This window comes from Pseudomonas syringae group sp. 243L2, from assembly GCF_032587875.1.
In the GTDB taxonomy this organism is placed as follows: Bacteria; Pseudomonadota; Gammaproteobacteria; order Pseudomonadales; family Pseudomonadaceae; genus Aquipseudomonas; species Aquipseudomonas amygdali.
Window position 1 is genome coordinate 43,578 of record NZ_JAWHPL010000014.1, and the last position, 24,631, is coordinate 68,208.

At 57.0% G+C, this 24,631-nt stretch carries 25 protein-coding genes; 9 read left to right on the top strand and 16 right to left on the bottom strand.

The genetic code is table 11. The annotated features are described in order from the left end of the window. The first annotated feature begins 247 nt into the window (after positions 1-247). The 3 genes from nadC to RYB66_RS07480 are packed head-to-tail and all read left to right on the top strand — an operon-like array spanning position 248 to position 3,520. Positions 248-1,096 (top strand): carboxylating nicotinate-nucleotide diphosphorylase, encoded by an 849-nt coding sequence (gene nadC, locus RYB66_RS07470; RefSeq protein ID WP_002552042.1) that lies wholly within the window; start codon positions 248-250, stop codon positions 1,094-1,096. 45 nt (positions 1,097-1,141) lie between these two features. Continuing rightward, on the top strand, positions 1,142-2,218 hold the full coding sequence (locus tag RYB66_RS07475) for a TIGR00266 family protein (protein ID WP_057404272.1): 1,077 nt from the start codon (positions 1,142-1,144) through the stop codon (positions 2,216-2,218). 60 nt (positions 2,219-2,278) lie between these two features. Next, positions 2,279-3,520, top strand: a complete 1,242-nt coding sequence (locus RYB66_RS07480) for a VWA domain-containing protein (protein WP_316894167.1) — start codon at positions 2,279-2,281, stop codon at positions 3,518-3,520. Positions 3,521-3,890: 370 nt separating this feature from the next. Here RYB66_RS07480 and RYB66_RS07485 read toward each other — a convergent pair whose 3' ends face one another. From RYB66_RS07485 to RYB66_RS07545, 13 genes are all read right to left on the bottom strand, one after another. Next, entirely contained in the window at positions 3,891-4,469 is a 579-nt protein-coding gene (locus tag RYB66_RS07485; RefSeq protein WP_002552039.1) for a TerD family protein, read from the bottom strand. Between the two features lie 37 nt (positions 4,470-4,506). Beyond that, positions 4,507-5,082, bottom strand: a complete 576-nt coding sequence (locus RYB66_RS07490; protein ID WP_005745499.1) for a TerD family protein — start codon at positions 5,080-5,082, stop codon at positions 4,507-4,509. Between the two features lie 27 nt (positions 5,083-5,109). Continuing rightward, entirely contained in the window at positions 5,110-6,144 is a 1,035-nt protein-coding gene (locus tag RYB66_RS07495) for a TerC/Alx family metal homeostasis membrane protein (protein WP_005732348.1), read from the bottom strand. Between the two features lie 26 nt (positions 6,145-6,170). After that, complete coding sequence (locus RYB66_RS07500) at positions 6,171-6,620, bottom strand: tellurite resistance TerB family protein (RefSeq protein ID WP_002552036.1); 450 nt, start codon at positions 6,618-6,620, stop codon at positions 6,171-6,173. A gap of 51 nt (positions 6,621-6,671) precedes the next feature. Next, positions 6,672-7,889: a TerD family protein gene (locus tag RYB66_RS07505; RefSeq protein WP_316894169.1), complete on the bottom strand. Its 1,218-nt coding sequence runs from the start codon at positions 7,887-7,889 to the stop codon at positions 6,672-6,674. Beyond that, positions 7,886-8,479, bottom strand: coding sequence for a TerD family protein (locus RYB66_RS07510; protein ID WP_316894171.1), 594 nt, complete (start codon positions 8,477-8,479; stop codon positions 7,886-7,888). The genes RYB66_RS07505 and RYB66_RS07510 overlap by 4 nt, the downstream gene beginning before the upstream one ends. Before the next feature lie 47 nt (positions 8,480-8,526). Beyond that, positions 8,527-9,273 carry an HAD-IB family hydrolase gene (locus RYB66_RS07515; protein WP_005782713.1) on the bottom strand — a complete coding sequence of 249 codons (747 nt, stop codon included), beginning with the start codon at positions 9,271-9,273 and terminating at the stop codon, positions 8,527-8,529. Further along, complete coding sequence (locus tag RYB66_RS07520) at positions 9,274-10,224, bottom strand: HpcH/HpaI aldolase/citrate lyase family protein (protein WP_316894173.1); 951 nt, start codon at positions 10,222-10,224, stop codon at positions 9,274-9,276. Next, a complete protein-coding gene (locus RYB66_RS07525) occupies positions 10,224-11,318 on the bottom strand; it encodes a cysteine protease StiP family protein (RefSeq protein ID WP_010196269.1) in 1,095 nt (364 codons plus the stop codon). Before RYB66_RS07525 ends, RYB66_RS07520 begins: the two co-directional genes overlap by 1 nt. Continuing rightward, entirely contained in the window at positions 11,311-12,069 is a 759-nt protein-coding gene (locus tag RYB66_RS07530; RefSeq protein ID WP_005782705.1) for a hypothetical protein, read from the bottom strand. Before RYB66_RS07530 ends, RYB66_RS07525 begins: the two co-directional genes overlap by 8 nt. Further along, positions 12,062-13,195, bottom strand: a complete 1,134-nt coding sequence (locus RYB66_RS07535; RefSeq protein ID WP_002552029.1) for a phosphoribosyltransferase domain-containing protein — start codon at positions 13,193-13,195, stop codon at positions 12,062-12,064. Before RYB66_RS07535 ends, RYB66_RS07530 begins: the two co-directional genes overlap by 8 nt. 66 nt (positions 13,196-13,261) lie before the next feature. Continuing rightward, positions 13,262-14,401, bottom strand: a complete 1,140-nt coding sequence (locus RYB66_RS07540; RefSeq protein WP_122359039.1) for a trypsin-like peptidase domain-containing protein — start codon at positions 14,399-14,401, stop codon at positions 13,262-13,264. A 54-nt stretch (positions 14,402-14,455) separates the two neighbouring features. Then, positions 14,456-15,454 (bottom strand): ATP-grasp domain-containing protein, encoded by a 999-nt coding sequence (locus RYB66_RS07545; protein WP_005782703.1) that lies wholly within the window; start codon positions 15,452-15,454, stop codon positions 14,456-14,458. 119 nt (positions 15,455-15,573) lie between these two features. On the opposite strand from RYB66_RS07545, the gene RYB66_RS07550 reads away from it, so the two are divergent. Further along, the gene (locus RYB66_RS07550) at positions 15,574-16,119 is read left to right on the top strand and encodes a DUF1523 family protein (protein ID WP_005745486.1); all 546 of its coding nucleotides are present in this window, start codon (positions 15,574-15,576) and stop codon (positions 16,117-16,119) included. A gap of 49 nt (positions 16,120-16,168) precedes the next feature. Here RYB66_RS07550 and RYB66_RS07555 read toward each other — a convergent pair whose 3' ends face one another. The 3 genes from RYB66_RS07555 to RYB66_RS07565 form a co-directional block, all read right to left on the bottom strand. Beyond that, positions 16,169-17,455: a polysaccharide biosynthesis C-terminal domain-containing protein gene (locus RYB66_RS07555; RefSeq protein WP_046835325.1), complete on the bottom strand. Its 1,287-nt coding sequence runs from the start codon at positions 17,453-17,455 to the stop codon at positions 16,169-16,171. A 112-nt stretch (positions 17,456-17,567) separates the two neighbouring features. Continuing rightward, the gene (locus RYB66_RS07560) at positions 17,568-18,755 is read right to left on the bottom strand and encodes an O-antigen ligase family protein (protein ID WP_371913363.1); all 1,188 of its coding nucleotides are present in this window, start codon (positions 18,753-18,755) and stop codon (positions 17,568-17,570) included. 486 nt (positions 18,756-19,241) lie between these two features. Further along, on the bottom strand, positions 19,242-19,628 hold the full coding sequence (locus tag RYB66_RS07565; RefSeq protein ID WP_005745483.1) for a prepilin-type N-terminal cleavage/methylation domain-containing protein: 387 nt from the start codon (positions 19,626-19,628) through the stop codon (positions 19,242-19,244). A gap of 225 nt (positions 19,629-19,853) precedes the next feature. On the opposite strand from RYB66_RS07565, the gene pilB reads away from it, so the two are divergent. The 5 genes from pilB to yacG are packed head-to-tail and all read left to right on the top strand — an operon-like array spanning position 19,854 to position 24,468. After that, the gene (pilB, locus tag RYB66_RS07570; protein WP_005745482.1) at positions 19,854-21,548 is read left to right on the top strand and encodes a type IV-A pilus assembly ATPase PilB; all 1,695 of its coding nucleotides are present in this window, start codon (positions 19,854-19,856) and stop codon (positions 21,546-21,548) included. Between the two features lie 2 nt (positions 21,549-21,550). Continuing rightward, complete coding sequence (locus tag RYB66_RS07575; protein ID WP_005745480.1) at positions 21,551-22,768, top strand: type II secretion system F family protein; 1,218 nt, start codon at positions 21,551-21,553, stop codon at positions 22,766-22,768. Position 22,769: 1 nt separating this feature from the next. Further along, a complete protein-coding gene (locus RYB66_RS07580) occupies positions 22,770-23,642 on the top strand; it encodes a prepilin peptidase (RefSeq protein ID WP_005745479.1) in 873 nt (290 codons plus the stop codon). Beyond that, complete coding sequence (coaE, locus tag RYB66_RS07585) at positions 23,639-24,262, top strand: dephospho-CoA kinase (protein ID WP_005745478.1); 624 nt, start codon at positions 23,639-23,641, stop codon at positions 24,260-24,262. Before RYB66_RS07580 ends, coaE begins: the two co-directional genes overlap by 4 nt. Beyond that, the gene (yacG, locus tag RYB66_RS07590; protein ID WP_005745477.1) at positions 24,259-24,468 is read left to right on the top strand and encodes a DNA gyrase inhibitor YacG; all 210 of its coding nucleotides are present in this window, start codon (positions 24,259-24,261) and stop codon (positions 24,466-24,468) included. The genes coaE and yacG overlap by 4 nt, the downstream gene beginning before the upstream one ends. The last annotated feature ends 163 nt before the right edge of the window (positions 24,469-24,631 follow it).

Below are 24,631 nucleotides of genomic sequence, written 5' to 3' on the forward strand. Positions count from 1 at the left end.
CGTCAATTACAAGTCGGATTATCTTTCAAAACTTGTCATCAACGCCAGTGACACTTCTATGGTTGTCGTAGGAACTGTGACAAGGCACTCATATGCTGCGATAGACCGCGATATTCGCTTTCCATCGCAAACGAATTTGCCAAACCGACCAACTGCATGTTCTCAAGGCTGCACCTGAGCATCGCCGCAGGTGGGTTAGCGGTGTGCGGTGCCTTATACTCGGACGACTTTGCTACTGGAGCCCGCTATGCCGAATTTACGAATTGCCGACCTGACCGCCGAGATCGAAGCCAATGTGCGCCGCGCATTGCTTGAGGATGTCGGCAGCGGCGATATCACCGCCCAACTGATTCCGGCGGAACGGCTGGCCAAGGCCACCATCATTTCCCGCGATGCAGCGGTGATCGCCGGCACCGCATGGGTCGATACGGTCTTCCGCCAACTGGACCCTCGCGTGGCGGTGCACTGGCAGGTGACCGATGGCGACCGGGTCAGCCCGAATCAGGCGCTGTTTCACCTGGAAGGTCCGGCTCGCTCGCTGCTAACCGGCGAACGCAGCGCGCTCAATTTTCTGCAGATGCTTTCGGGTGTGGCCACGCGTGCACAGTACTTCGCAGACATGGTCTCGGGCACCCAGGTCAAATTGCTGGACACCCGCAAGACACTGCCGGGCCTGCGCCTGGCGCAGAAATACGCCGTCACCTGCGGTGGCTGTCATAACCATCGCATCGGTCTATACGACGCGTTTCTGATCAAGGAAAACCATATCGCAGCCTGTGGCGGCATTGCCCAGGCAGTAGAAGCAGCCCACCGGATTGCGCCGGGCAAGCCTGTGGAAGTCGAGGTGGAAAGCCTGAGTGAACTCAAGCAGGCGCTGGACGCAGGCGCCGATATCATCATGCTCGATGAACTCAGCCTCGATGACATGCGCGAAGCCGTGCGTCTCACCGCAGGCCGCGCCCGTCTGGAAGCCAGCGGCGGCATCAATGACGACACCCTGCGGGTAATTGCCGAGACCGGTGTGGATTACATTTCCATTGGTGCGATGACCAAGGACGTGAAGGCCGTGGACCTGTCCATGCGCCTGAGCCTCTGATAGCGCGCACAAACGACTGTCACGATTCGCTCGGGAGTAGACGCTTTGGAACAATGGTTTGTGATGAATGCGGGCCGACAGCTTGGCCCGATGGATGCGGACGCTGCACGGCTGATTGCCCGTGAGTCGCCCGGCGCATGGTGCTGGAAACAGGGCATGCCGGACTGGCAACCGATCTATCAGGTGGCGCAGGTGCGCGCCATGAAGAAGGACGGCGTGACACCTTTCCCGGACCCGACGCCAGACATGATCCAGCCGAAGCCGTCCGGGCTGCCCGCACAGGCGGCATCCACACCTGCGGCCCCTGCACCTCCTGCCAAGCGTCCCTCATTCACGCCAGACCCGAACGCCTCGGGCGGCTATGGCCTGGCGCAGACCACCGATGGCGTGGACTTCAAGCTGTACGGTGCGGAAACGCAATTCGTCGAGCTGGAGCTTGATCCCGGCGAAAGCGCCGTCGCCGAAGCCGGGGCGATGATGTACAAGACCTGCGACGTGCAGATGGAAACCATCTTCGGCGACGGCAGCAACCAGTCTGCAGGGCTGCTGGGCTCGCTGTTCGGTGCAGGCAAACGCATGCTGACCGGCGAAAGCCTGTTCACCACGGTGTTTTCGCAACAGGGTTCGGGCAAGGGGCGCGTAGCGTTTGCAGCGCCCTACCCCGGCACCATCCTGCCACTGAACCTGCGTGATTTCGGCGGCAAACTGATCTGCCAGAAGGACAGCTTTCTGGCCGGTGCCAAAGGTGTATCCATTGGTATCCAGTTTCAGAAAAAAATCCTCACTGGTCTGTTTGGTGGCGAAGGTTTCATTCTGCAAAAGCTGGAAGGCGACGGCTGGGTATTCGTGCACATGGGCGGCACAGTGCGCAAGATCGAGCTGGCGGCAGGCGAATCGCTGGATGTCGATACCGGCTGTCTGGCGGCCATGACGCAGACAGTCGATTACGATATCCGCATGGTTGGTGGCGGCATCAAGTCGATGCTGTTCGGCGGCGAAGGCGTGTTTTTCGCCAGGCTGACCGGGCCTGGCACTGTGTGGCTGCAAAGCCTGCCCTTCTCACGACTGGCCGGGCGCATGCTGGCAGCAGGGCCTGCCGGGGTGGGCAGAAGCGAACGTTAACGTCAGCACTTCGTCATTCGACCGAGGGCCATGCTGCGCCCTCACTGCCAAGGAAGAGACATGCAGATTACTCAAGGTCAACGCGTTCCCCTATCCAGCTTGGTTCAGGGCTCTGATCTCACCCTGTCGATTGCCATCAAGTCCGCACAGGTCATTGATTACGTCTGCTTCGGCGTCGATGCCAACGGCAAGCTGTCGGACGACCGCTACATGGTTTTCTTCAATCAGCCGAGCAGCCCCTGCAACAGCGTCAAACAAGTCAATGGCGGGGATTTTCAGCTATCGCTCGCGGGCTTGCCTGCCTCGATAGAGCGCTTGGTATTTACTGCGTCCATTGATGGCGCGGGCACCATGAGCGAGATTCAGGCGAGCCATTTCAGTATCCACAGTCAGGGCCGCGAAGTGGCTCGCGGCGAGTTCTCCGGCGCAACCTTCACCGCCGAAAAAGCCATCATGGTTGCCGACATCTATCGCAAGAACGGCGAGTGGCGCATCGCCTCCAATCTGCAGGGCTATAACGCCGGGCTGGACGCGCTGGTGGTGCATTTCGGCGGCGAGGTGGCTGATGCTCCAGCACCCGCGCCAGCAGCACCCCCGCGTATTTCGCTGGAAAAGAAAATCGCTGACGCCGCGCCGCAATTGATAAGCCTGGCCAAGAAGGCTCAGGTCAGCCTGGAAAAAGCCAGACTGACCGATACCAAGGCCAGGGTTGGTCTGGTACTGGATGCGTCCGGTTCGATGAATCCGCAGTACACCCGCGGTCATGTTCAGGAAGTGGTAGATCGCCTGATTCCGCTTGCTGTGCATTTCGACGACGACGGCGCACTGGACTGCTGGGCTTTCGGGGCGAAGCCACAGCAGTTGAATGCGGTGACGCTGAGCAACTTCCAGAACTTCATCAGAACCGACCATGGCGGCTGGAAAGACTGGGAACTGGGCGCACGCATCAACGATGAGCCCAAGGCAATGCGCATGGTCATCGACTACTACAAGAAGTCCGGTGACAAGACTCCGGTCTACATCCTGTTCATCAGCGACGGCGGCGTGCATCAGGATCGCGAAATTACCAGGTTGATGACCGAAGCGGCGAAGCTGCCGATCTTCTGGCAGTTCGTCGGCCTTGGCGGACGCGGTTACGGCATTCTGGAAAAACTCGATGACATGGGCGGTCGCGTTGTCGACAACTGCAACTTCTTCGCCCTCGACCGCCTGGACGAGATCCCGGAAGAAAAGCTTTATGACCTGCTGATGGAAGAGTTTCCCGACTGGCTGAAAGCGGCAAAGGGTGCAGGGATTTTGTAGCGCATCGAGCTCTCAACTATCGTAAAACGCAGAGCGCCGAGAACTGCTTTCCCAGCCGGAGCCTGCGGAACGAGTATCTCAACTATCTCAACTATCTCAACTATCTCAACTATCGTGCGACGCTCCGCGTCGCATGCCGTTCTGGACGCTCTGCGTCCTCTTTGCGACGCAGAGCGTCGAGAACTGCATTCCCACGCTGGAGCGTGCGGAACGATCATCAACTATCGCCCCTCTGCGTCCTCTTTGCGACGCAGAGCGTCGAGAACTGCATTCCCACGCTGGAGCGTGCGCAACGATAGCCTTGTAATCAGCCCCAATAAAAAACCCCCGCCATCGCTGGCGGGGTTTTTTGTCGTGCGCTGCTCGGGGTTTAGCCGATTGCCACGCCGTGCGCTTCTGCCAACGGCTTCAGACCGCCTGCAAAGCCTTGGCCAATGGCCTTGAACTTGAACTCGTCGCCATTGCGGTACAACTCGCCGAAGATCATCGCGGTTTCGGTCGACGCGTCTTCCGACAGGTCGTAACGAGCGATTTCCTTGCCATCAGCCTTGTTCACAACGCGGATGTAAGCGTTGGATACCTGACCAAAGCTCTGCTTGCGCTCTTCAGCCGAATGGATAGTGACCGCAAAAACCAGCTTCTTGACCGCAGCGGCCAGACCGGTGAGCTTGACGTTTACCGACTCGTCATCACCATCGCCAGCGCCGGAACGGTTGTCGCCAAGGTGCTCGACCGAACCATCAGCCGATTTCTTGTTGTTGTAGAAAATGAAGCTGTTGTCATCCAACACCTTGCCACTTTCACCAACGATGAAGACCGATGCGTCCAGGTCGAACTCGGTGCCATCGGTAACACGTGGATCCCAGCCCAGGCCCACGGTGATTTCTGTCAGGCCCGGAGCCTCTTTCGACAGCGAAACGTTACCGCCTTTACTCAGACTTACTGCCATGTTCGTAATCCTTTCTGGAAAAATGGTTAGGCGCGAATCAGAAATTCATGCCGAAAGAGTTGGCCACAGCTTTCAGGCCACCGGCGAAGCCGCTACCCACTGCGCGGAACTTCCACTCGCCATTGTTGCGATACAGCTCGGCGAAGATCATCGCGGTTTCAGTCGAGGCGTCTTCCGCCAGGTCGTAGCGAACGATTTCCGAGCTGGTTTTTTCATTCAGCACACGGATAAACGAGCCGCCCACCTGACCGAAGTTCTGCTTGCGGCTGTCAGCGTCGTGAATGGTCACAACGAAGACGATCTTGTCCACGTCAGCAGGAACGCTGGTCAGATTGACCTTGAGCACTTCGTCATCGCCATCACCAGCACCGGTACGGTTGTCACCGGTGTGCTCGACGGAACCATCGGCGCTCTTGAGCTGGTTGTAGAAAATGAAGTCAGCTTCACTGCGGACCTTGCCATTGGCGCCCAGCAGAAATGCGCTGGCGTCCAGGTCAAATTCCTGGCCGTCAGTGGCACGCGGATCCCAGCCCAGACCAATCAGTACATTGGTCAGGGTAGGGTCGGTTTTCGACAGCGAAAGGTTGCCACCTTTTTGCAGAGTCAAAGCCATGATTCGGTTATCTCCTTTATCCAGTGTTTACGCTTTTTCTTCAGCGGATTCTTCTTTACCCGGGAAGAGCAGGCTTGCAACGATACCGATGATCAACACGACGACCACAACCAGCAAGCTGGTATTGGCGCTGATCTCGTAACCGTGGTGGAACAGGTGGTTGGTTGCGTTCAGGCCCAGTTTGATGGCGATGAAGAACAGCAAGGCGATAACCGCTTTCTCCAGATGCACCAGATAGCGCTTGAGGGCTTCAAGAACGAAGTACAGGGTACGCAGACCAAGAATCGCGAACAGCATGGCCGAGAACACGATCAGCGGCTCGCGGCTGACTGCAATGATTGCCGGCACGGAGTCGAACGCGAACAGCACGTCGGAGATTTCAGCCACAACCAGACACAGGAACAACGGGGTCGCGAACAGAGCGCCCTTGGCGGCCAGGGTGATACCGGCGTTTTCCGGTTTTTTGACTTCTTCTTCCAGTACCGAGCGACGGACGAAGAAGTTGCTGCCGTGCAGCTTCGGCCATACCGGGAACAGCTTCTTGGCGAAGCGATACGCCATGTGTTGCGAGTAGTCGACTTCTTCATCGTCGTCATCACCCGCTCTGAGCATCATGATGGCGGTCCAGGCAACGATGACCGCAAACACCACTTCGACCCACGGCCCCAGAGCCAGCAGGCCTGTACCGATGGCGACGAAGATGCCGCGGAAGACGATGGCACCGATGATGCCCCAGTACAGAACGCGGTGGCGCAGGCCATCCGGGATCTTGAACCAGGAGAACAAGGCCATGAACACGAACAGGTTGTCGACGCTCAGCACTTTTTCCAGCGCGTAACCGGTAACGAACAGCGTGGCGACTTCGGAGCCGTGCTGCACATACAGGAAACCGGCAAAAGCCAGCGAAATGGCGACCCAGAAAATCGACCACGCCGAGGCTTGCGCGAGGGTGATCGGCTTGTTTCCCCGGTGGGAGAACATGTCGATAGCCATGGCCGTAATGGCCAGACCGACGAAAACCGCCATCGTGAGTGGAGGGAAGCCTAGAGAGGTGCTTTCCATTTAACTGCGTTCCTTAGGGTAAAAAATTACAGGTCGAAATCGGACGGGTTCAGGCCAAGCTCTCGGCAGATCGTGCGGCAGACTTCCCGCTCTTTCTCGTCGAAGCTGCCATCAGCGCCACCGATAGCACAGCAGACGCGCACCAGCAAACGGGCGGCATCTTCTTTCTTTTTGATCTTGCCGATGGTTTTCAACGCTTCGGCACGACCAATTTCAAAATCGAACTCGAACTTGGAGCACGCTTCCTGAAAACCCTGGATGACTTCCTTCATGTCAAAAACTTTCAGTTCCTGAGAGTTCTGGATGAAGCCAGCCATTTTCTGCTTTTCACTGGAGCTGATATCGCCGTCAGCGGCCGATACCAGCGCACAGCCGGAAACCACAGCTTCCATGAATTCGCGGTTCTTGAACTTCGAAACTTCCGAAGCCAGCTTGTCGCGAGCAGCCGTTGCGTTTGTTTTCAACCAGTCCAGCATGTCTATCTCCCATGAGGCGGCACAGCCAGCCCAGAAATACCACGGTATTGTTTACTTGGAACCGGCAGCCCAGCGCATGCCCCAGCCATAGGCCTTGTCCATGTTGCTGTGACCATTGTGGAAATCCACCCGACGGGTCACCTTGACTGCGCCATTGTCATTTTCCAGCAAGGCAATTGCACACATGCCCTGACGACCACCTTCTTCGTTGAGGCGAACCTCGATGGGCGGCTGGCCCGGCGCATGAATGGTGACAACACCGTCGGTTTCTTTCCAGTTCGGCGCACCTTCATAGATGAACGCATAAACCAGAATGCGACGGATCTTGCTCCAGTGCGCGCCATTGATATGCAGCCACTCACCGTCACTGATCGAGCCAGTACGGTCATCGCCCATCAGTTTGATGAAAGGCTCGGTGTTGAGCGAACCAAACGAATTGCCCAGCGCCTGCACAGCGCCTTTGAGACCGTCCTGCATTTCGAAGAGGCAGCCTACATCAAGGTCGATGGCATTGCTCTTCTTCATCGAGAAGAAGCCGCCGCCCTTGCTGTCGTTACGACGGTTCCAGTTCAGGTTGACCCGAAGCTCACCGAAACCGGCGCTGGATTTCTCCAGACTGATCGAAGCACGGGTCTTGTCGAGCGTGATCTTGCTCAAACTGACGGTCGACTTGGGTGCAGGCGCGGGAACAGGTGCAGGTGCAGGTGCAGGTGCAGGTGCAGGTGCAGGTGCAGGTGCAGGTGCAGGTGCAGGTTGATCCTGGGGCGCTGCGACCTCTACGCCAAAGTTTTTTGCCAGCGGTTCAAGCCCGCCGGCAAAACCCTGGGCGACGCAGCGGAATTTCCACGCGCCCTGACGCAGATAAAACTCGCCCAGAATCAATGCGGTTTCTTTCATGCCGCTGGTAGGGATATCGGCTTCGATACCGCCAGTGATGCTCAGCGCCAACCGTGACACGCTGCCAAAACTGGCCTTGTTCTCGTAGATGGTTGCCGTCAGGGCGACCTTCTCGATGACTGAATCCAGACGGCTCGGGTCAAGGCTGAACACAGCGCGCCCGGCCGACGCTTCCGTCTGCTGGACCGAACCGCCGTTGACGCTTTTCTGGCCGTAGAAACACATGTCCTGATCGCCACGCACCTTGCCGGAGCCGGTCAGCAGGAATGCAGACACGTCGATATCCGCATCCGCCAGCGGGGAGTAGCTGACCTCGACCGTCAACGGACCGGCAGCGACTGGCGCGTTGGCGCCTGGGACAAGTTGGGTCATGCGCGTACAGCTCCGATGGCCAGTTCGACCAGATCATCTGCAGTACGGCCGTTGGTAACCTGACCAACTGCGGTGAAATCCCAGCCTGCGGGGGTGCGCACCAGGTAGGACATCACAACGCCGGTGTGCTGGCCTTTCTCGGACAGATCAAAGCGGCCCAGTTCGTTGCGGCTGCCCAGATCGACAATACGGCAGTAGGCGTTGGCGACTTTTTCGAAATTCTGACCGGTGAACGAGTTGACGGTGAACACCAGGTATTTGACCGTGGCTGGCAGTTTTTCCAGATCAACGCTGATGGTTTCATCGTCGCCCGCGCCTTCGCCGGTGCGGTTGTCACCCGAGTGCTGAATGGCACCGTCGCGCGACTGCAACTGGCGGAACCAGACCAGATCGAGGGGCTTCTTGTCGGCGTCGAGCATGATGCAGGAGGCATCCAGGTCGATATCGCCGCCGCCACCGCCGAGCAACTTGCCGAAGAAACCGCTGGCTTTTTCAGGGTCCCATCCAAGGCCCATACTGACTTTCTTGAGGCCGGTACCAGCGGTTTTCTCCAGTGAGATCGTCTGGTTCTTTGCCAAAGTGAGTGCCATTTTTCGCTCCATGTGAACGTCGGAATTCGGATAAAAGTGTTACAGCCTTACCGTGTTGGCCCATCTTTGCCATCAGGATTGTGTAACTTGGCGTTAACGGGGCCTTTATAACGGCCTCGACGCCACGTCGGATGGAACAGACGCCAGTGCGCATCCTGAGCAGCGGCGAGCAATTCGTGATCACCACGCGTGTCGCCCCAGGCACGAACCCGGAACTGCGTGAGCGGCCCATAAACACTTTCAAGGCGTGCGACTTTCGAATCGCAACGGCAGTTGCTGCCTTCGATCAATCCAGTCAGTTTGCCGTCGATGACTTCCAGATTGGTGCCGATCAGCTCTACTTTCAAGCGATCAGCGAAGGGTTGCAGAACCATAGCAGGCGATGCTGAACATAGCGTGACAATGGCGCCCTTCTCGATTTCGGCGGCGATGGACTCCAGCGCAGCCGGGCGCATCAGGCGGTTCCAGTGCGACTGGCAGAACGCCTCGGCCTTTTGCTGCAGCCATTGCACTTCAACGCCGCTGAGAAACGCCTTGATCAAGCGCCCCTTCAGTTCGTCGCGGGTCACACGCTTGGCGAGATAGCCGATGCTCGGCAGCACCAGGCGGGCCATGCGCACGGAAAAGGCACGTTGCCCAAAGGCGAACTTGAGAAAAGGCACAAAGCTGTCGTGCCGGGTGATGGTTCCGTCGAAATCGAAAACCGCCAGCAGGCGTTGTTCCACTTCGATTTCAAGATCAGGTCCTACAGGTTCAAGATCAGGTTCTACGGTTTCAAGGTCAGGTTCTATCATCTAGCTAACTGCCTCAGCGAGTCGAATGCTGGCATCCATGATCGAAGCGGGTGCGGATAACACTCCATGCCATTTGGCGCGCTCCATGATGTGGGTTGCCCATTTGTAATGGGTAGCCGGTTCACACATCGCATCGTTGTACTTGAACACTGCGGGGGCCACAGAGTTCAAAATCATCCGGGCGGAGTTCATGTCCTCCAGACTGACGCGTAGTGCATTCTGAATGATATTGACCTGCGAGGGGTGAATTGCCGTTTTACCGACCAACCCATTGGTAATATCCAGCGCCAGTTCATGTTCCAGAATGTCAGGTGTGGCCAGTTGCTCAAACACTGGCGCAGTGAGCGCAAAACCCTGCGAACCCATCACTCCCGCCAGCATCGGGATCACATAGCCCATGGGCGTCGAATACAGGGTCATGGCCGGATTGCGGCGCAGCCCCAGACAGCCCATCAGGTCATTGCCACCGATACGTAACGCAATGATCCGCTCGTACAGACTGGCTTTCAGCGCTTGCCCAAGTTCGACCATTGCCGTCGGATCGAACACTTCCGGGGTTTCCAGTGTAGGCATCAACGCCAGTGCCGGGTTGGTAACGGACTGCTCCCAACTCGTCAGACTTTTCAGCGAAAGCTTGGGGACAACGAACCCGTCAACGTGCGCCATCAGCGGCCAGTCATTGAGAATCCGCGCCATTGAGGCATCTCTCGGACGAACGAACAACAGCGGACCGTTGGCCGGGCGGCCGCCACGGTCCTGAATGCGGGTCAGCACCTGGCGAAGGTTGACCAGCGCTGTATCGACATCAATCAGCGCTACCGCATCTTCCAGGCACACGACCAGCGAACGCAGTTCGGGAATCTTTTCACCGAACACCACATCGACGATGTCATCGCGGGTGGCGGGCATGTACAGCGTTGCCCCCAACGCATAAGGCGAAAATAAGGCCATTAGCTCAGACTCCGAATGATGGTCACTGCCCGATAAGGCCCCAGCACATCGCCGACTTCTTCAACGGGAATCCCCGCTTTTTCGGTCAGGTGCAGCAGCAATTGCACATCGCTGTCCGCCCGATTGCGTACCAGCACATGGTCTGGAACACGGCGCATGACTGCGCGAGTGGCTTCGGCAATGCCCGGTTTGATGCGATTGAAGTTAGTGATATCAAAGCGTTCGGCCAAGCGGTCGACCACCTGCGATGCGGCGTACTTGAGTCCGGCTCGCTGAGTCAGCGTCCAGGGTGTCAGCGTGAGCGTAGAACTGTTTTGACGACGCTGGCTGTCGATGTGTTCAATAAAAGACTGCGTGACGTCGTGGCCCTGCAACTGCTCGTAAACCACACAACCATGCAGCCCGCCGTCCGTCGGCCAGATAGAGCGCGACACCAGCCCGGACACGGTCGCGCCAAGAATACCGGACGGAATCACCCAGTCTTCTGCCGACGCCGCCAGCCAGGCGCTGCCGCAGGGATCGGCCAGCACCACCAGTCGTGGTTCTTTAGGGAAGCGCGTGTCGCCTGCCAGACTGCGACGTATTTCACCCGAAATTGCGCCCTTGCCGGTCCAGCCGTCGACAAATACGATGTTCTGCGCGCCGTGGGCCAGAATGATGGCCTCCAGCGCGACTTTATCGATGCCGCGATCACGAACAATACTAATGCCGTAGTGATGCGCTTCGCGGTGCAGATCGATCAGCGCCCGACGCAACAACACACCCAGCGGCAGACCGGCACGCACGAACGACACCAGAACGATTTCAGCGCCGGTGCATTCGCGGTCAAGCGCCTGCGCCAGGGCTTGCACGTCATCTGCCATGCGCAAACCGTTCTGGCTGAGTGCACGCTCATACAACGCCTTGTGAGCGGCGCTGGGGGCGGACTCCTCGCTGATCATTTCCGAGTAGTGCTTCTGGCGTGTCTGGATCAGGCGCTCCTTCTCCACCACGCTGGTGGTCTGCATCGCAACGCTGCGCAGCAGAAAATGCACGTCGTCGTACAGATAACTGCCACTGCCTACCGTATCGAGCCCGTGAACGGGATCACTCATGCTCTGCTCCGACAAACATTTTCGCCAACTGACTGCGGGCGGGTGTCGCCCACCAGTGGCACTCGTCCATGAAACCCAGGTCGGTAATGCTGTCGCCAAAACCGAGCACCGGGCGTTCGCCATTGATGGCCTTGTCGCGCCGCAGCCACTCCTGAACCGCGTAACGCTTGGCCAGCCCCTCGGGCAGAAAGGCCAGGTTGTTGCCATTGCCGTGGATGTGCATGCCATCGAGCAAGCCGCGGGCCTGCACTTCGGCCAGCACTTTGCTGAGGACGTTGTCATCACTCTCGTTATGCTTTGTCACCACGTAATGAAACAGCTGCGCCTCTTCAACCACCCAGCCGCGCAGTGAAAAGCCCAGCTCCTCACCAATCGCCAGTGTGGCGGCAGACAATTCATGCAACCGCGATTGATAGCTGGCCAGGGTATTTTTCATCTGCTCGTTCCAGTCCTGGTCCAGCCGCCCCATGACATCGAGCATCACACCGCCGTGCGAACAGATTGCGCCTGCAGTGAACGGCAGTTTGACCCGGCTGTAGGCCTCGACACTGCGCGCCGTCACCGGCACCACATCGGAATGCGCCAGCAGCCAGTGCGCGAAGGACTTCTGCACGTTGGTCATGTAGCCATTGGCGTTACCGCTGATATCCAGCGTTGCGACATGTTTTTCAATGTTCGCGGGCGTTTTGCGGGCGGTCTGGAAGAGTGTGTCGTCCAGATCGACGAAGATCAGCGGGCGGTCGTTACTCATCGCAGATAACCTCGGCGTTCAGCGCTTCGATAAGCTCGGCGGGTACGGCCTGCCTTGGGGTTTCGGTGCAAATCAGCACCCGGTCAAACTGACCCGGCCGCACGTTGTACAGGAAGTTGGGAATGCCCAGGCCATAGTTGTCGGAGAACGACAGCGCATGGTCGATGGCATGCCCCAGTGCAATCGGTGAACGGCTGGTAGAGCTGAAATGCACATCGGCACCGGCTTTTTCCAGACGCTCGGCCAGCAGAAACGGCCGCCAGACAAACTCGCTGGTGCCCACCACCAGAACGCGTTCACCCTTTTGCACGGTAAGCCCTGGCGCCAGCGTATCGGCAACCGACAACACGCCCATCCGCCCCCAGTCATTGGCGGTCACCAGCGGCCAGTCGCCCATTGCCACGGTGCCAACCTCAGGCATGTCCGGCAATGGCGCGCTCACGTCTTCATCGAAAGAGTACGAGCCCTGCAACAACGAGACCTGCTCGGCCACTGCGCCCATCGACGTGCTGACTGCACCTGCCGACCAGTCGGTAAGCACGCAGGTCACCACCCGCTCGATGTTGCTCAGCCCGGCCTCGACCAGCGCCTGATGGAGGTTGATGAAGGTCTTGCCCGTCGACGCCTCGTCATCGACCAGCACCAGCGAACGTGCGCCGAGCATCATCTCGCGTAGCGCCGGATCGACAGGCAGATGGATAAGGTGAGCGCTGGCGTGGCTGTGCTCTTCTTCAAAGCGGGCGAACAGCTCGCTGCCGGTAGGATGGCGCGTGCTGACCAGATACAAGGCATCAGATCGCGTTGCGCTGTAGGCACGGTGCACGCCGGCACCGAGACCGACTGCGGTTTCGGCCATGCCGATGACGAGCACCGGGCCGGGCAGGTCTGCCGGAATCTTGTGCGCCAGGTCCTGAAAACTTTTCAGCATCACGCCCGGACGCGCGGGAATATGACGCCCAAGCACCCGGGACACGAACAGAAATGCGCGCTTGGGGTTGCGCCGTTCAGCGAAGCCGAACAGAGAATCCGGGGCAATAGTGGACGAATCGACGCTGACGTCGAGACGACCACGAAGCAGGTCAGCACGAAGCTTTGTAGAGTTGGAAAAAGCTGCGCTGCTGTCCATTGTTAAATTCCTGAGTAACGGGGCCGCAGCCCCAGACGCCTGCCACTTGAGCAGGCAACACCGACGTCATTGGCGAGAAGCTTCAACGAGCCATAACGATGACTGTGCGGCGCGTGAGATTTCTGTGGTGGTGTACGACCTTTCCGGGCGGGCATGCGGCGCATCGATACGGCATGCCTGCAGAAAGGACAGCAGCAGTGCGGACTTCACTGCGAAGTTCATGTTTTGCCCGTCCGGCACGGTGGATGTCACCATGCCGATCACCGCGCCACCGTTGTCAAACAGCGGGCTGCCACTGGACCCTGGCTGAATCGGTGCCGTGAACTGGAACAGGCTGGCGTCATTGTGCAGACCGAACAGACCGGAGATCCCGCCCTGCGTCACCTGCAGCCCGCCACCGGAAATGGACGCCAACGGGTAACCCAGGACCGCTACGGTATCACCCGGCTCACAGCCCTGCCCGTCCCGGAATGTAACCGGAGACAACGGCGGCGCGCCCTGCACTCGCAACAGCGCGATGTCATTGCGACGGTCGATCACCACCGGCTCGGCCTTGTAACGGCCCTCCAGTGAAGTGATGTAGAACACGCCCATGTCTTCGATGACATGCGCACAGGTCATGACGTGCGCCGGGCCGACCACAAATGCCGTGCCGGTCGCCGACTCATGCCGAGGCCCGCCACCGGAGCCACCAGACGGGTGGCGCGGGTGACGGTCATCAACGTCCAGGCCGATCTTGCGCCCGAACGCCGACAGCCCGTACGCCGAGCCTTCGCTCAGCGCGCGGAATTTCCACTGTTCATTACGCTTGTAGAACTCGCCGATGATGATCGCCGCTTCGCCGTTATCGCGCAGATCCAGCCGATGCTCGATGTCGGCATCCACTTTGAGATGCAGGCTGGAAACGTCACGGACCGGCCCCATGGCTGCATATACATAGACCATCAACAACACGCGATCACTGCCCGCCGGAAGCCTGTCCAGCCTGAGCGTACAGCCAACATCCTGAGGGCCGCCGCTCCACTCCATCCAGCTCTGTTCCTGGTGCAGCAGCGCCGGGTCGCCCATGGGCTGGCGCTTGTCGTTGACCGCCAGCAAAGCGACTGCTGCGTACTCACCAAAAACCGAAGATTTGCCGCTCTCCAGATTCCAGGTGCAGTGGGCGTTTGCTAAAGCAGTGTTTGCACCTGGCGCAAGAAGCTTCATGCCCGATCCTCCCTGATAAGAGCGATTAGTGATAGCAAAAATCTATTATCCCGATCAAACCGTGGCCCGTACAGCGACCGTGATGGCCTTCACGCGGATATCCTCAAGCCAATGTGTTTCCGGTTCTTTCAAGCCGAGACGGCGTGTCACAAAAATACCCGGCAGGTTGACGCCGGTTTCACGCGTATAACCGATCCCGCCGGAGTAACGCGGGTTGATTTCCAGCAAACGCGGCTTGCCGTCAGCGTCGTCACGGGTCTGCACATTGATCAGCCCGTCGCAGGCAAAATGCTCCGCTGCGCGCACCGCCAGTTGCACCGCTTCGCTGTCGCGCTCGAAGGTCTGATTCAGCCCCACCTTGCGCCGCCCGACGAAAGCAACCGCCTTGCCGTGCTCGCAGACCATGTCCACCGAGCATTCACTGCCGGGCATATACGGCATCAGCAGCATCGCCGGTACGTCTTCGGCCTGACGATAAGCATTAAGGTACGCCTGAAAAGTCGTTTCACGCGCATCCGGATTGGCGAAACAGCGAAAATCGTCGACATCGGCCTTGAACCGCCAGAAGCCCCGCCCGTAAATCCCGACCACCGGCTTGATACACACCTCGCCAGATACCGACAACGAATCGTAAGCCGCCTGCAACTCCTCGGCGCTGCTCGCGGCAATTCCGGGAATGCAAGCCAGACCCGCCGCCTCGGCCGCCGCCGTGAAGCGGCTCTTGTCATCGACATTCATGAAGGTCTGCTGGGACGTTCCGCCCGTGACGAGGTCCAAACCCTCGGCAACAAAACGTGCACGCTGAGCTTCGTAAAAGCTGCCTATACGCCCGGCGACAATAGTCCGGACGCCCAGCGAACGAGCGGTCTCCAGCACCCAGTCGATACGCTCTTCATTATCGACAGGCTCTTGCAGTGCCAGATGGGCCTGCCCGGTAATTTCGGAGCGCTGCTGGCGATGCGAGGCGATAATCTGCACCGACGCAGGCAGCGCATCACGCGCGCCCATGATCACTTCACGCTGGCTGGACTGCCCTTCAAGGAACCAAATCATGTAAATCTCCGGAAGACAACGCCATCTGCAACGGCCTTGTCGAATTTTGTAATAACTGTTTTGCTTCGAAATGTTCGGATTAGGGCAAAGTCACGCAATTTTAAACAGAGGACGCTGGTATGAAGTGGCTGAGAAGGTCGATTTGGCTTGTGGTATTCGTGGCACTCGGGATCGGCGCATTAAGCCTTTATTACGTCTTGCCGCGCCATGATGTCGTGATGATCACCGGCGTGGAAGTCAAAAGAATGGACGCCGACGGCGTCATCAACGCCGAAAACCCGGCAGACGGCCCGACCCGCGACGTGTACTTCATCAACACCGAAGACCCGGACACCAAGAAAGTCGTGGTCTACCGCAACGAAGACACCGGCTGGAGCTTCCCGTGGTACTTCAAATTCGACTCCGCCGACATCCAGGCCAAAGCCCAGGGCTACTCGCGTGATGCCCAGCAACTGGCGCTGATTCGTTATTACGGCTGGAGGATAACGATCCTGTCGATGTTTCCCAACGTGACAGAGGTTGAGGCGGTGACGAGCCGTGATCAGCCGTTTCCGATTTTTAATACGATCTTTTTTGTGGTGGTGGGGTTGCTGGTGGTGATGGTTGTGGTTGGGGTGAGGAGGCGGTTTAAAGGGCGGGCTCGGGTTGATGGGGTTGTGCGTTAGCACTTAGCTCTGACTTACGGCCCTCGGCGGATAGTTTAAGGCGAGGGCCTTATTGAGCAGACGTGTCGTGCTTTACTGCGAGCATACCGCCCAGTAACAACCAAAGAGTGAGTAGAGCTTCGGAAGCCACGGTGGCCCATGCGGCGCCAAGGGCTCCATGAACAGGTACCAACCAAGCGTTGAAACACAGATTGACCAGCAGTGAAAACGCGGCACTGATCATGAAAAAGCGCTCACGATGAGTTGCGATTGCGCACTGAACGAGAACCAGATTCGGTAACTCGAAGATCAGAGAAATCGATAACCACCCCATGACAGGTCGAGTCTCGTCGGCATACGCGCTGCCAAACATCAGACCAACGCCCCATTCGCCCGAAGTCCAGCCTATACCCGCCAACGCGATACCGATTGCGAGGGCTACGAAGACAGCGTTACGGCTGAAGCCGACGCTGCCTTCCGGCGTCGCAGCCAGCCGCCGCATGCGTCGAAACATGACCAAGGCAATCGGTGTGGCTAGCAACATGACGCCATCGATCAGACGGCAGGCAACGGCGTAATAGCCGACCTCCCGCACGTAGCCCAGAACGCTGTGGAGAATGACTATGTCTACGCGATGGTAGATCGTGGTCAGCAGGTTCATCAGCAAAAAGACAAACGCACTGCGGTAAGCCCACACAGGCAATGCCAGCCGGATTCTGGGCAGCGCAGGCAGATCCCGGCGAAACCAGACGAAGGTCAACAGTAGACCAACCCCCCAGGCAGAAAAGATCACTACTGGCGTCAGGCCGAAAATAGCAATGCTGCTCAGGATCATCAGCGCGCTCAGGCTTCGCGCGCAAACCTGGAAAAACGCGTCCCTGGCAAAATCCCCGGCCCCCTTTAGCCACGAAGAGAGCCACATGACCAGTGTCATTGCGCCAAAACAAAATACGGCAGCGGCCAGTGACGTGCCATCCAGCCAGCGCGACGCCAGATAAGCACCCAGCATCAGCACCGCACTACTGATCACCAGATGCAGCAACGCTTGGCTTGGCAGGACCTGATTCAAAGTCTCTAGCGCAGCTGTGGGGGATGTCCTCTCACGCAGCAGCAGGGTTTTGAGACCCGCATCCTGGATCAACGCCAAAAACATCGCCAGAACATAAATGTAGGTGTAAGCGCCAAACGCGTCAGGCCCCATGCTACGTGCCAGGAAAATTGAAATGCCAAGCGACATCGCAGCGCCGTAAATCGTTGACATCCACTGAGCGATCAGAGGACTGCTTTTCCTCAGTAAAGAAAATAGCGAGAAGCCCGACGTGATTTCCGCACCCTGTAAAGGCATCTTTGGAGACATTGAATACTTCCGAAAGAAAGGGCTCTATTTACACGGTAAAAGGAACCCAGCTATCAAATATCACCGGGCTGAGCGAGTGGATATATGGAAAATGCTAGCACAAGCCAGGGGCTTACCTCCCAGATGGATGCGCAATAACCCCCTGCATCCAGAAACGTGGAAGATACCGACCACCGAAGTCTTCACCAAATTGCTGCATGCGTGTGTCCATGTCGGGTAGGTCGCGAACAATGGTGTAGAGAATCATGCCTGTCGCAAGCGTCAGGCAAAGCAGCCAAGCACGACTGAGCGCAACACTGGCCGGACGAGGGGCTGTTTGCCATTCATGCAACGCCAGTAGCCAGCCTACAATGATCGCCAGCCAGAGTTGTGAATAGGGCATGACGATCACGCCGTCGACCATCGACTGGGTCAGGGCACCAACGAGACTGGCGAACAGGCACAGGCGCATTAGGTCTACAGGCTCAAGAGACAGCGCGCGCTTGTGCAATAGTACCGCGGTGGTGCTCAACCCGTATAACGCAAGGCCTGCCACGCATAACGTCGAGGGAATCCCCCACTCACAGGCCCATTGCAAAATGGCCTGATGTGGGTGCGCTGCCACGGCATTCCATATATCAGCGAAATGCATGGGACCAAAACCAAGGAGCGGGCGCTCTTTGATCATTTCCCATGCTTGCTGCCAGAGAATTTCACGTGCGGACAGTGAGGTCGTCAGGCGGTCGCCTGCGAAATTGCTGACTTCGATACCCAGCAGGCCTGGCAGCACGTTGAACAGCAGGGTAAACAGCAGAAGCCCCGTCGAGGCCGCGCCCATCTGCCAACCAGCCCAACGGCGTCCGGCACGGCCGAGGCAGAACACAACTGCAACTGCGGCGGCCATGCCCAGCCATGTGCCCCGAGTCCCCCCACTGATCGCGATCATCCACCAGAGGCTGGTCAGGCAGAACAAACCGACCTTGATTGAGCGTCGCGTGGAGGGCAGTAGTAGTGGCAGCACTAGTAAGGGCAGAGTGAAGGTCTGAAATTGGCCATAAAAGCGCTTGTTGGAAAAGCCGTCGAGTAGCAGGTCAGTGTCCAGGGTTGGGGCGGAGCTGAGGAATGCTGCGGTGGAGGCGGATAGAAACTGGATTGTTTTAACAGTGCAGATAAGGATGACAAAGCCTATAAAGGCGCGATCCAGTTGGGCACCGTGATGTTGTCTTTGCAGTGTGAATGCAGTGGCAATTGCGCAGGAGAGTAGTAGAGTTGATAGTTCTGTCAGTGCCCAAGTTGGTTGATGAGCCATAAGACTGGACATAAGCCCTACCAATAGCAGACCTTGAAAAGCAACCTTGACCCAAAAAATAAAAACGCCACTGCTGGTAGCTTTCATTACGCGATGAAAAAAAAGAAAGGCAAGGGACATCACCCCAATGACACATTGACCCAACCTTTGAACATCGTGCGAAGCAAAACCATCAGTGTATATACTGACAAAAAGAACGGTGTAACATATTAGAAAAAAAGCATGAGTTCTCAGCACTGCTAGCAAAAATAAAACTCAACTAAGATATAGACTAAAAGCCCTCACAAGCCTGCTTTTTCTTGCAAGCGCACTGCGCATCTGCGAGGTGGTTATTTAAATTGATACGCCAAGTCAAAAACTTTTCAAAACAGTCTAAAACCACACATTAACAAATTGCAGTGATTTATAGTGACCGGACATATAACTTTATTGAAAAATAAGCACATTAGGGGCTCACCACCCTATCAGAGTGATGAGCCAGCCTGAACGTCAAGCTAGTTAGCTACCGGCGGCGCATGTGCTGGAAGCAGACTTGGCATTACTTACCGAGCAAGCCCAAGTCACCCCACTTGTAGTAAAGGTAGGAGCCAAAGTAGCGGTAGTTGCAGAAGTACCATTCCCAACCGACGCGCTAACCAACTTGCCCGTTGTACCATCACATGTAGCACTTGTAGGCAGGGTCACGTTAGTGCAGAGAGCAGTGAGCCCTTCTTGCGAATTGACTCCTACTTGAGTTTTCGCGGCATCAAGCGTGGCGACAGCGCTGGCGCCATTCGCGCGCGCGACATAGTTCTGGTATTGCGGAATTGCTACCGCCGCCAAAATACCGACGATCGCAACAACGATCATCAGCTCGATCAGTGTAAAGCCTTTTTGTGCGTTCATTTCTACTTCTCCGAGGCGTCAATTAGGTAGTGCCTTGGGAGCGTTGAAGCACAGGTCGTGCCAAAACCTATTCTCGGTTGCTGACATCACCAGCGCCATCTATGAGCGACAACGGACGTTCTGAAATCAGTAGAAACTGACAATTTTCGTCACATGCCTCTCTGCCATTTGGCAGCACAGCCCGACTGCGCTATAACCCACCCATTGTCTGTGTCTGGTGGTTTTATGACTGATGCTGTCCTCACTGGTTTGGCCAAACAGTTGGTCCACGCCGAGCTACTTACCGAATCTGTTGCGCAGCAAGCGTATCAGCAGGCGCGCCGTGACAAGATTTCGTTGGTGAGCTATCTGGTCCAGAGCAAATTGGTCAAAAGCCTGACGCTGGCAGAAATGGCTTCCGACCAGTTTGGCGTGCCATTCATGGACCTTGCCAGCCTGGACAAAGAAAGCCAGCCTAAAGGCCTGGTGAGTGAAAAGCTGGTTCGACAACATCACGCACTGCCGCTGTGGCGGCGCGGCAATAAACTGTTTATCGGGATTTCGGACCCGACCAATCATCAGGCGGTGACTGATATTCAGTTCAGCACGGGCCTGAACACCGAAGCTATTCTGGTCGAAGATGACAAGCTGACTATTGCTATAGATCGCTTTTTTGACAGTGATAGCGGTCTGGGCAATCTGGAAGATGTAGATCTGGGTCTGGACATCGAACCGGCTGACGGCAAGGAAACCTCCCTTGCTACTCAGAGTGACGCTGACGACGCCCCGGTAGTACGCTTCGTCAACAAGATGCTGATGGATGCTATCCGATTAGGGTCATCCGACTTGCACTTCGAACCCTACGAAAAGATCTTCCGCGTGCGGTTGCGTACTGACGGCATCTTGCATGAAGTCGCCAGACCGCCGATTCATCTGGCAAACCGTATTGCCGCGCGCTTGAAAGTCATGGCTAGCCTAGATATCTCGGAACGGCGTAAACCACAGGACGGACGTGTCAAGTTACGTGTGTCCAAAACCAAAGCCATCGATTTTCGTATGAATACCTTACCCACGCTATGGGGAGAGAAGATCGTGATGCGGATCCTCGATCCGACCAGTGCGCAGATGGGCATTGACGCTCTGGGCTACGAGCCAGAACAAAAAGCGCTTTATCTTGAAGCGCTGAAGCAACCACAAGGCATGATTCTTGTGACCGGCCCCACTGGCTCGGGTAAAACCGTTTCCCTATACACTGGCCTGAACATTCTCAACACTGTGGACATCAACATTTCCACAGCTGAAGACCCGGTAGAGATCAACCTGGAAGGCATCAATCAGGTCAACGTCAACCCGCGTCAGGGACTGGACTTTTCTCAGGCATTGCGCGCATTCCTGCGTCAAGATCCCGACGTAATCATGGTCGGCGAGATACGAGACCTGGAAACTGCCGAAATCGCCATTAAAGCATCACAGACCGGCCACATGGTGTTATCTACTCTGCATACTAACAGTGCCGCAGAAACCCTCACTCGCTTGCATCATATGGGCGTCGCAGCGTTCAACATCGCTACGGCGATTAACCTCATCATTGCCCAGCGGCTGGCGCGCAAGCTATGCAGCCATTGCAAGAAAGAGCTCGACATACCCCGGGAAACGCTCATCCAGGAGGGGTTTCCAGAGGAGAAGATCGGTACGTTTAAAATCTATGGCCCAGTAGGTTGTGAGCATTGCAACGGCGGCTACAGGGGCAGGGTCGGCATTTACGAAGTAGTCAAGAAAACACCAGAACTGGAACGCATCATCATGGAAGAAGGCAATTCGCTGGAGATTTCCAGGCAGATGCGCAAGGACGGCTTCAATGATTTGAGGACCTCCGGACTGTCGAAGGCCATGCAAGGTATTACCAGCCTTGAAGAAGTCAACCGCGTGACCAAGGATTAAGCATGGCCAGCAAGGCAGTTAAAGTCAGTGTTTACACATGGGAAGGTGTGGACAAGAAAGGCGGCAAACTCAGTGGCGAAGTGAGCGGGCACAATCTTGCGCTCGTAAAGGCTCAGTTGCGCAAGCAAGGTATCAACTTCACCAAGGTACGTAAAAAGCCCGTTTCGATCTTTGGCAAGGGCAAGAAGATCAAGCCGCTGGACATCGCATTCTTTTCTCGGCAGATGGCGACCATGATGAAGGCAGGTGTGCCGCTTCTGCAGTCATTTGACATCATTGCCGAGGGTGCGGAAAACCCGAACATGCGTGCACTGGTTGGCTCACTGAAGCAGGAGGTGTCGGCAGGGAACAGCTTTGCGACGGCTCTGCGACAGAAACCGGAATACTTCGATGACCTGTTTTGTAATTTGGTCGATGCGGGCGAGCAAGCAGGTGCACTCGAGAGTCTCTTGGACCGCGTCGCTAGCTACAAGGAAAAGACTGAAAAGCTCAAAGCAAAAATCAAAAAAGCCATGACATACCCTATTGCTGTGTTGATCGTCGCAATTATCGTGTCAGGTATTTTGCTCATCAAAGTGGTGCCGCAGTTTCAGTCAGTTTTTGCAGGCTTTGGCGCAGAGCTACCCGCATTTACTCTCATGGTAATCGGCTTATCAGATATCGTACAGAAATGGTGGTTAGCAATAGTGGGTCTTTTTTTCGTAGGCGCTTTTTTGTTCAAACGAGCTTATAAGCAGTCTGAAAAATTTCGCGATAATATTGATCGGTTTCTGCTGAAAGTACCGATCATTGGACCGCTTATTTTCAAGTCTTCCGTAGCTCGCTACGCGCGGACGCTTGCAACAACATTCGCAGCAGGCGTTCCTCTAGTGGAGGCACTTGACTCAGTTGCAGGTGCTACCGGCAATGTTGTTTTCAGAGACGCTGTAAACAAGGTCAAACAAGACGTTTCCACAGGCATGCAGTTGAATTTTTCGATGCGATCGACCGGTGTTTTTCCAAGCTTGGCAATCCAGATGACGGCCATAGGCGAGGAATCAGGCGCGTTGGACAATATGCTGGACAAGGTAGCGACCTACTACGAGGATGAGGTCGACAATATGGTCGACAACTTAACCAGCCTGATGGAGCCCATGATCATGGCTGTGCTGGGTGTCATAGTCGGCGGCCTTGTTATCGCCATGTACCTCCCCATTTTCAAACTCGGAAACGTCGTCTGACATGCCCCTCCTCGACCTCCTGGCCAGCTCACCGCTGGCCTTCGTCATTACCTGCTGCATCCTCGGCATGATCATCGGAAGCTTCCTCAACGTAGTCGTCTACCGCCTCCCCAAAATGATGGAGCGCGACTGGAAAGCCCAATCCCGTGAAATGCTCGGCCTGCCCGCCGAACCTGATCAGCCTGCCTTCAACCTGAACCGCCCCCGCTCCAGTTGCCCGCACTGCGCGCACAAGATCCGCCCGAGGGAAAACCTGCCGCTGATCAGCTATCTGCTGCTGCGCGGTAAATGCTCACAATGCAAAGCCCCCATCAGCATGCGCTACCCAATGGTCGAGCTGACCTGCGCAGTGTTGTCGGCCTACGTCGCCTGGCATTTCGGCTTCGGCTGGCAGGCAGCGGCGATGCTGGTGTTGAGCTGGGGCCTGCTGGCGATGAGTCTGATCGACGCCGACCACCAGCTGTTACCTGACTCTCTGGTGCTGCCACTGCTGTGGCTGGGCCTCATCGTCAACGCTTTCGGGCTGTTCACCTCGCTGAACGATGCGCTGTGGGGCGCGGTGGCCGGCTATCTGGCGCTGTGGTCGGTGTTCTGGCTATTTAAACTGGTGACCGGCAAGGAAGGCATGGGTTATGGCGACTTCAAGTTGCTGGCCATGCTTGGCGCATGGGGCGGCTGGCAGATTCTGCCGTTGACCATCCTGCTGTCATCGCTGGTGGGTGCGGTGCTTGGGGTGATCATGATGCGCGTGCGCAGGGTTGAAAGCGGTACGCCGATCCCCTTTGGTCCTTATCTGGCCATTGCGGGGTGGATCGCTTTGCTCTGGGGTGGTCAAATAACCGACTCTTACATGCAGTTTGCCGGTTTCAGATGACTCACCCTGATCAAAAACCCTGGATTCTTGGCCTGACTGGCGGCATTGGTAGCGGTAAAAGCGCAGCGGCGCAGTGCTTTACCAACCTTGGCATCGATACTGTGGATGCCGACCACGCCGCCCGCTGGGTAGTCGAGCCAGGGCGTCCAGCGCTGGAGCAGATAGCCGCGCACTTCGGTAAAGGCGTTTTGCAGGCCAGCGGCGAGCTGGATCGTGGCGCGCTGCGCAAGGTGATCTTTGAAAACCCGGAGCAGCGACGCTGGCTGGAAGCGCTGCTGCACCCGCTGATCAATCAGGAAATCGTCAGCCATCTGTCCAAGGCCAAATCGCCGTATGCCATTCTGGTTTCGCCGCTGCTGATCGAATCCGGACAATCCCGGATGGTGCAGCGCCTGCTGGTTATTGATACTCCGGCACACCTGCAAATAGAGCGCACGATGCTGCGCGACAGTTCCAGCCAGGAGCAGGTCGAAACCATTCTCAAGGTGCAGATCCAGCGTGAAGACCGTTTGCGCCATGCCAACGATGTGCTGGTCAATGACCGCGATCACGCCTGGCTGAACAGCGAAGTCGAGCGGCTGCACCACTTTTACCTTACTTTGCGTGGAGGCCAATCATGAGCCAACCAATGACCGTCCAATGCCCAACCTGCGATGCCCCGGTGGAATGGAGCGCCGCCAGCCCGAGCCGCCCGTTTTGCTCCGAGCGCTGCAAACTGATCGACCTGGGAGCCTGGGCTTCTGAAGAGCATTCGATTCCGGTGAGCCCGGATGCTGAGGATGAATTGTTCTCGGGTGATCTGGAGGCTCCGCACCGGGGGCATTGATACATTCCGGGATGCATGCACACGCTCTGCGCTCATCGTTCTACTCAACTACAGCTGACTCTCGTGCCAATGCTCCGCGTTGGCATGCATTCCGTGACGCTCCGCGTCACAAATCTGCGCCGCACCGCACATTCCAGGTTGGACGCAGAGCGTCCAGAAATGC

Coding starts and splice junctions, on each gene's coding strand:
- nadC (WP_002552042.1), top strand. CDS start 248: ATGCCGAATTTACGAATTGCCGACCTGACCGCCGAGATCGAAGCCAAT.
- RYB66_RS07480 (WP_316894167.1), top strand. CDS start 2,279: ATGCAGATTACTCAAGGTCAACGCGTTCCCCTATCCAGCTTGGTTCAG.
- RYB66_RS07485 (WP_002552039.1), bottom strand. CDS start 4,469: ATGGCAGTAAGTCTGAGTAAAGGCGGTAACGTTTCGCTGTCGAAAGAG.
- RYB66_RS07490 (WP_005745499.1), bottom strand. CDS start 5,082: ATGGCTTTGACTCTGCAAAAAGGTGGCAACCTTTCGCTGTCGAAAACC.
- RYB66_RS07495 (WP_005732348.1), bottom strand. CDS start 6,144: ATGGAAAGCACCTCTCTAGGCTTCCCTCCACTCACGATGGCGGTTTTC.
- RYB66_RS07500 (WP_002552036.1), bottom strand. CDS start 6,620: ATGCTGGACTGGTTGAAAACAAACGCAACGGCTGCTCGCGACAAGCTG.
- RYB66_RS07505 (WP_316894169.1), bottom strand. CDS start 7,889: ATGACCCAACTTGTCCCAGGCGCCAACGCGCCAGTCGCTGCCGGTCCG.
- RYB66_RS07510 (WP_316894171.1), bottom strand. CDS start 8,479: ATGGCACTCACTTTGGCAAAGAACCAGACGATCTCACTGGAGAAAACC.
- RYB66_RS07515 (WP_005782713.1), bottom strand. CDS start 9,273: ATGATAGAACCTGACCTTGAAACCGTAGAACCTGATCTTGAACCTGTA.
- RYB66_RS07520 (WP_316894173.1), bottom strand. CDS start 10,224: ATGGCCTTATTTTCGCCTTATGCGTTGGGGGCAACGCTGTACATGCCC.
- RYB66_RS07525 (WP_010196269.1), bottom strand. CDS start 11,318: ATGAGTGATCCCGTTCACGGGCTCGATACGGTAGGCAGTGGCAGTTAT.
- RYB66_RS07530 (WP_005782705.1), bottom strand. CDS start 12,069: ATGAGTAACGACCGCCCGCTGATCTTCGTCGATCTGGACGACACACTC.
- RYB66_RS07535 (WP_002552029.1), bottom strand. CDS start 13,195: ATGGACAGCAGCGCAGCTTTTTCCAACTCTACAAAGCTTCGTGCTGAC.
- RYB66_RS07540 (WP_122359039.1), bottom strand. CDS start 14,401: ATGAAGCTTCTTGCGCCAGGTGCAAACACTGCTTTAGCAAACGCCCAC.
- RYB66_RS07545 (WP_005782703.1), bottom strand. CDS start 15,454: ATGATTTGGTTCCTTGAAGGGCAGTCCAGCCAGCGTGAAGTGATCATG.
- RYB66_RS07550 (WP_005745486.1), top strand. CDS start 15,574: ATGAAGTGGCTGAGAAGGTCGATTTGGCTTGTGGTATTCGTGGCACTC.
- RYB66_RS07555 (WP_046835325.1), bottom strand. CDS start 17,455: ATGTCTCCAAAGATGCCTTTACAGGGTGCGGAAATCACGTCGGGCTTC.
- RYB66_RS07560 (WP_371913363.1), bottom strand. CDS start 18,755: ATGTCCAGTCTTATGGCTCATCAACCAACTTGGGCACTGACAGAACTA.
- RYB66_RS07565 (WP_005745483.1), bottom strand. CDS start 19,628: ATGAACGCACAAAAAGGCTTTACACTGATCGAGCTGATGATCGTTGTT.
- pilB (WP_005745482.1), top strand. CDS start 19,854: ATGACTGATGCTGTCCTCACTGGTTTGGCCAAACAGTTGGTCCACGCC.
- RYB66_RS07575 (WP_005745480.1), top strand. CDS start 21,551: ATGGCCAGCAAGGCAGTTAAAGTCAGTGTTTACACATGGGAAGGTGTG.
- RYB66_RS07580 (WP_005745479.1), top strand. CDS start 22,770: ATGCCCCTCCTCGACCTCCTGGCCAGCTCACCGCTGGCCTTCGTCATT.
- coaE (WP_005745478.1), top strand. CDS start 23,639: ATGACTCACCCTGATCAAAAACCCTGGATTCTTGGCCTGACTGGCGGC.
- yacG (WP_005745477.1), top strand. CDS start 24,259: ATGAGCCAACCAATGACCGTCCAATGCCCAACCTGCGATGCCCCGGTG.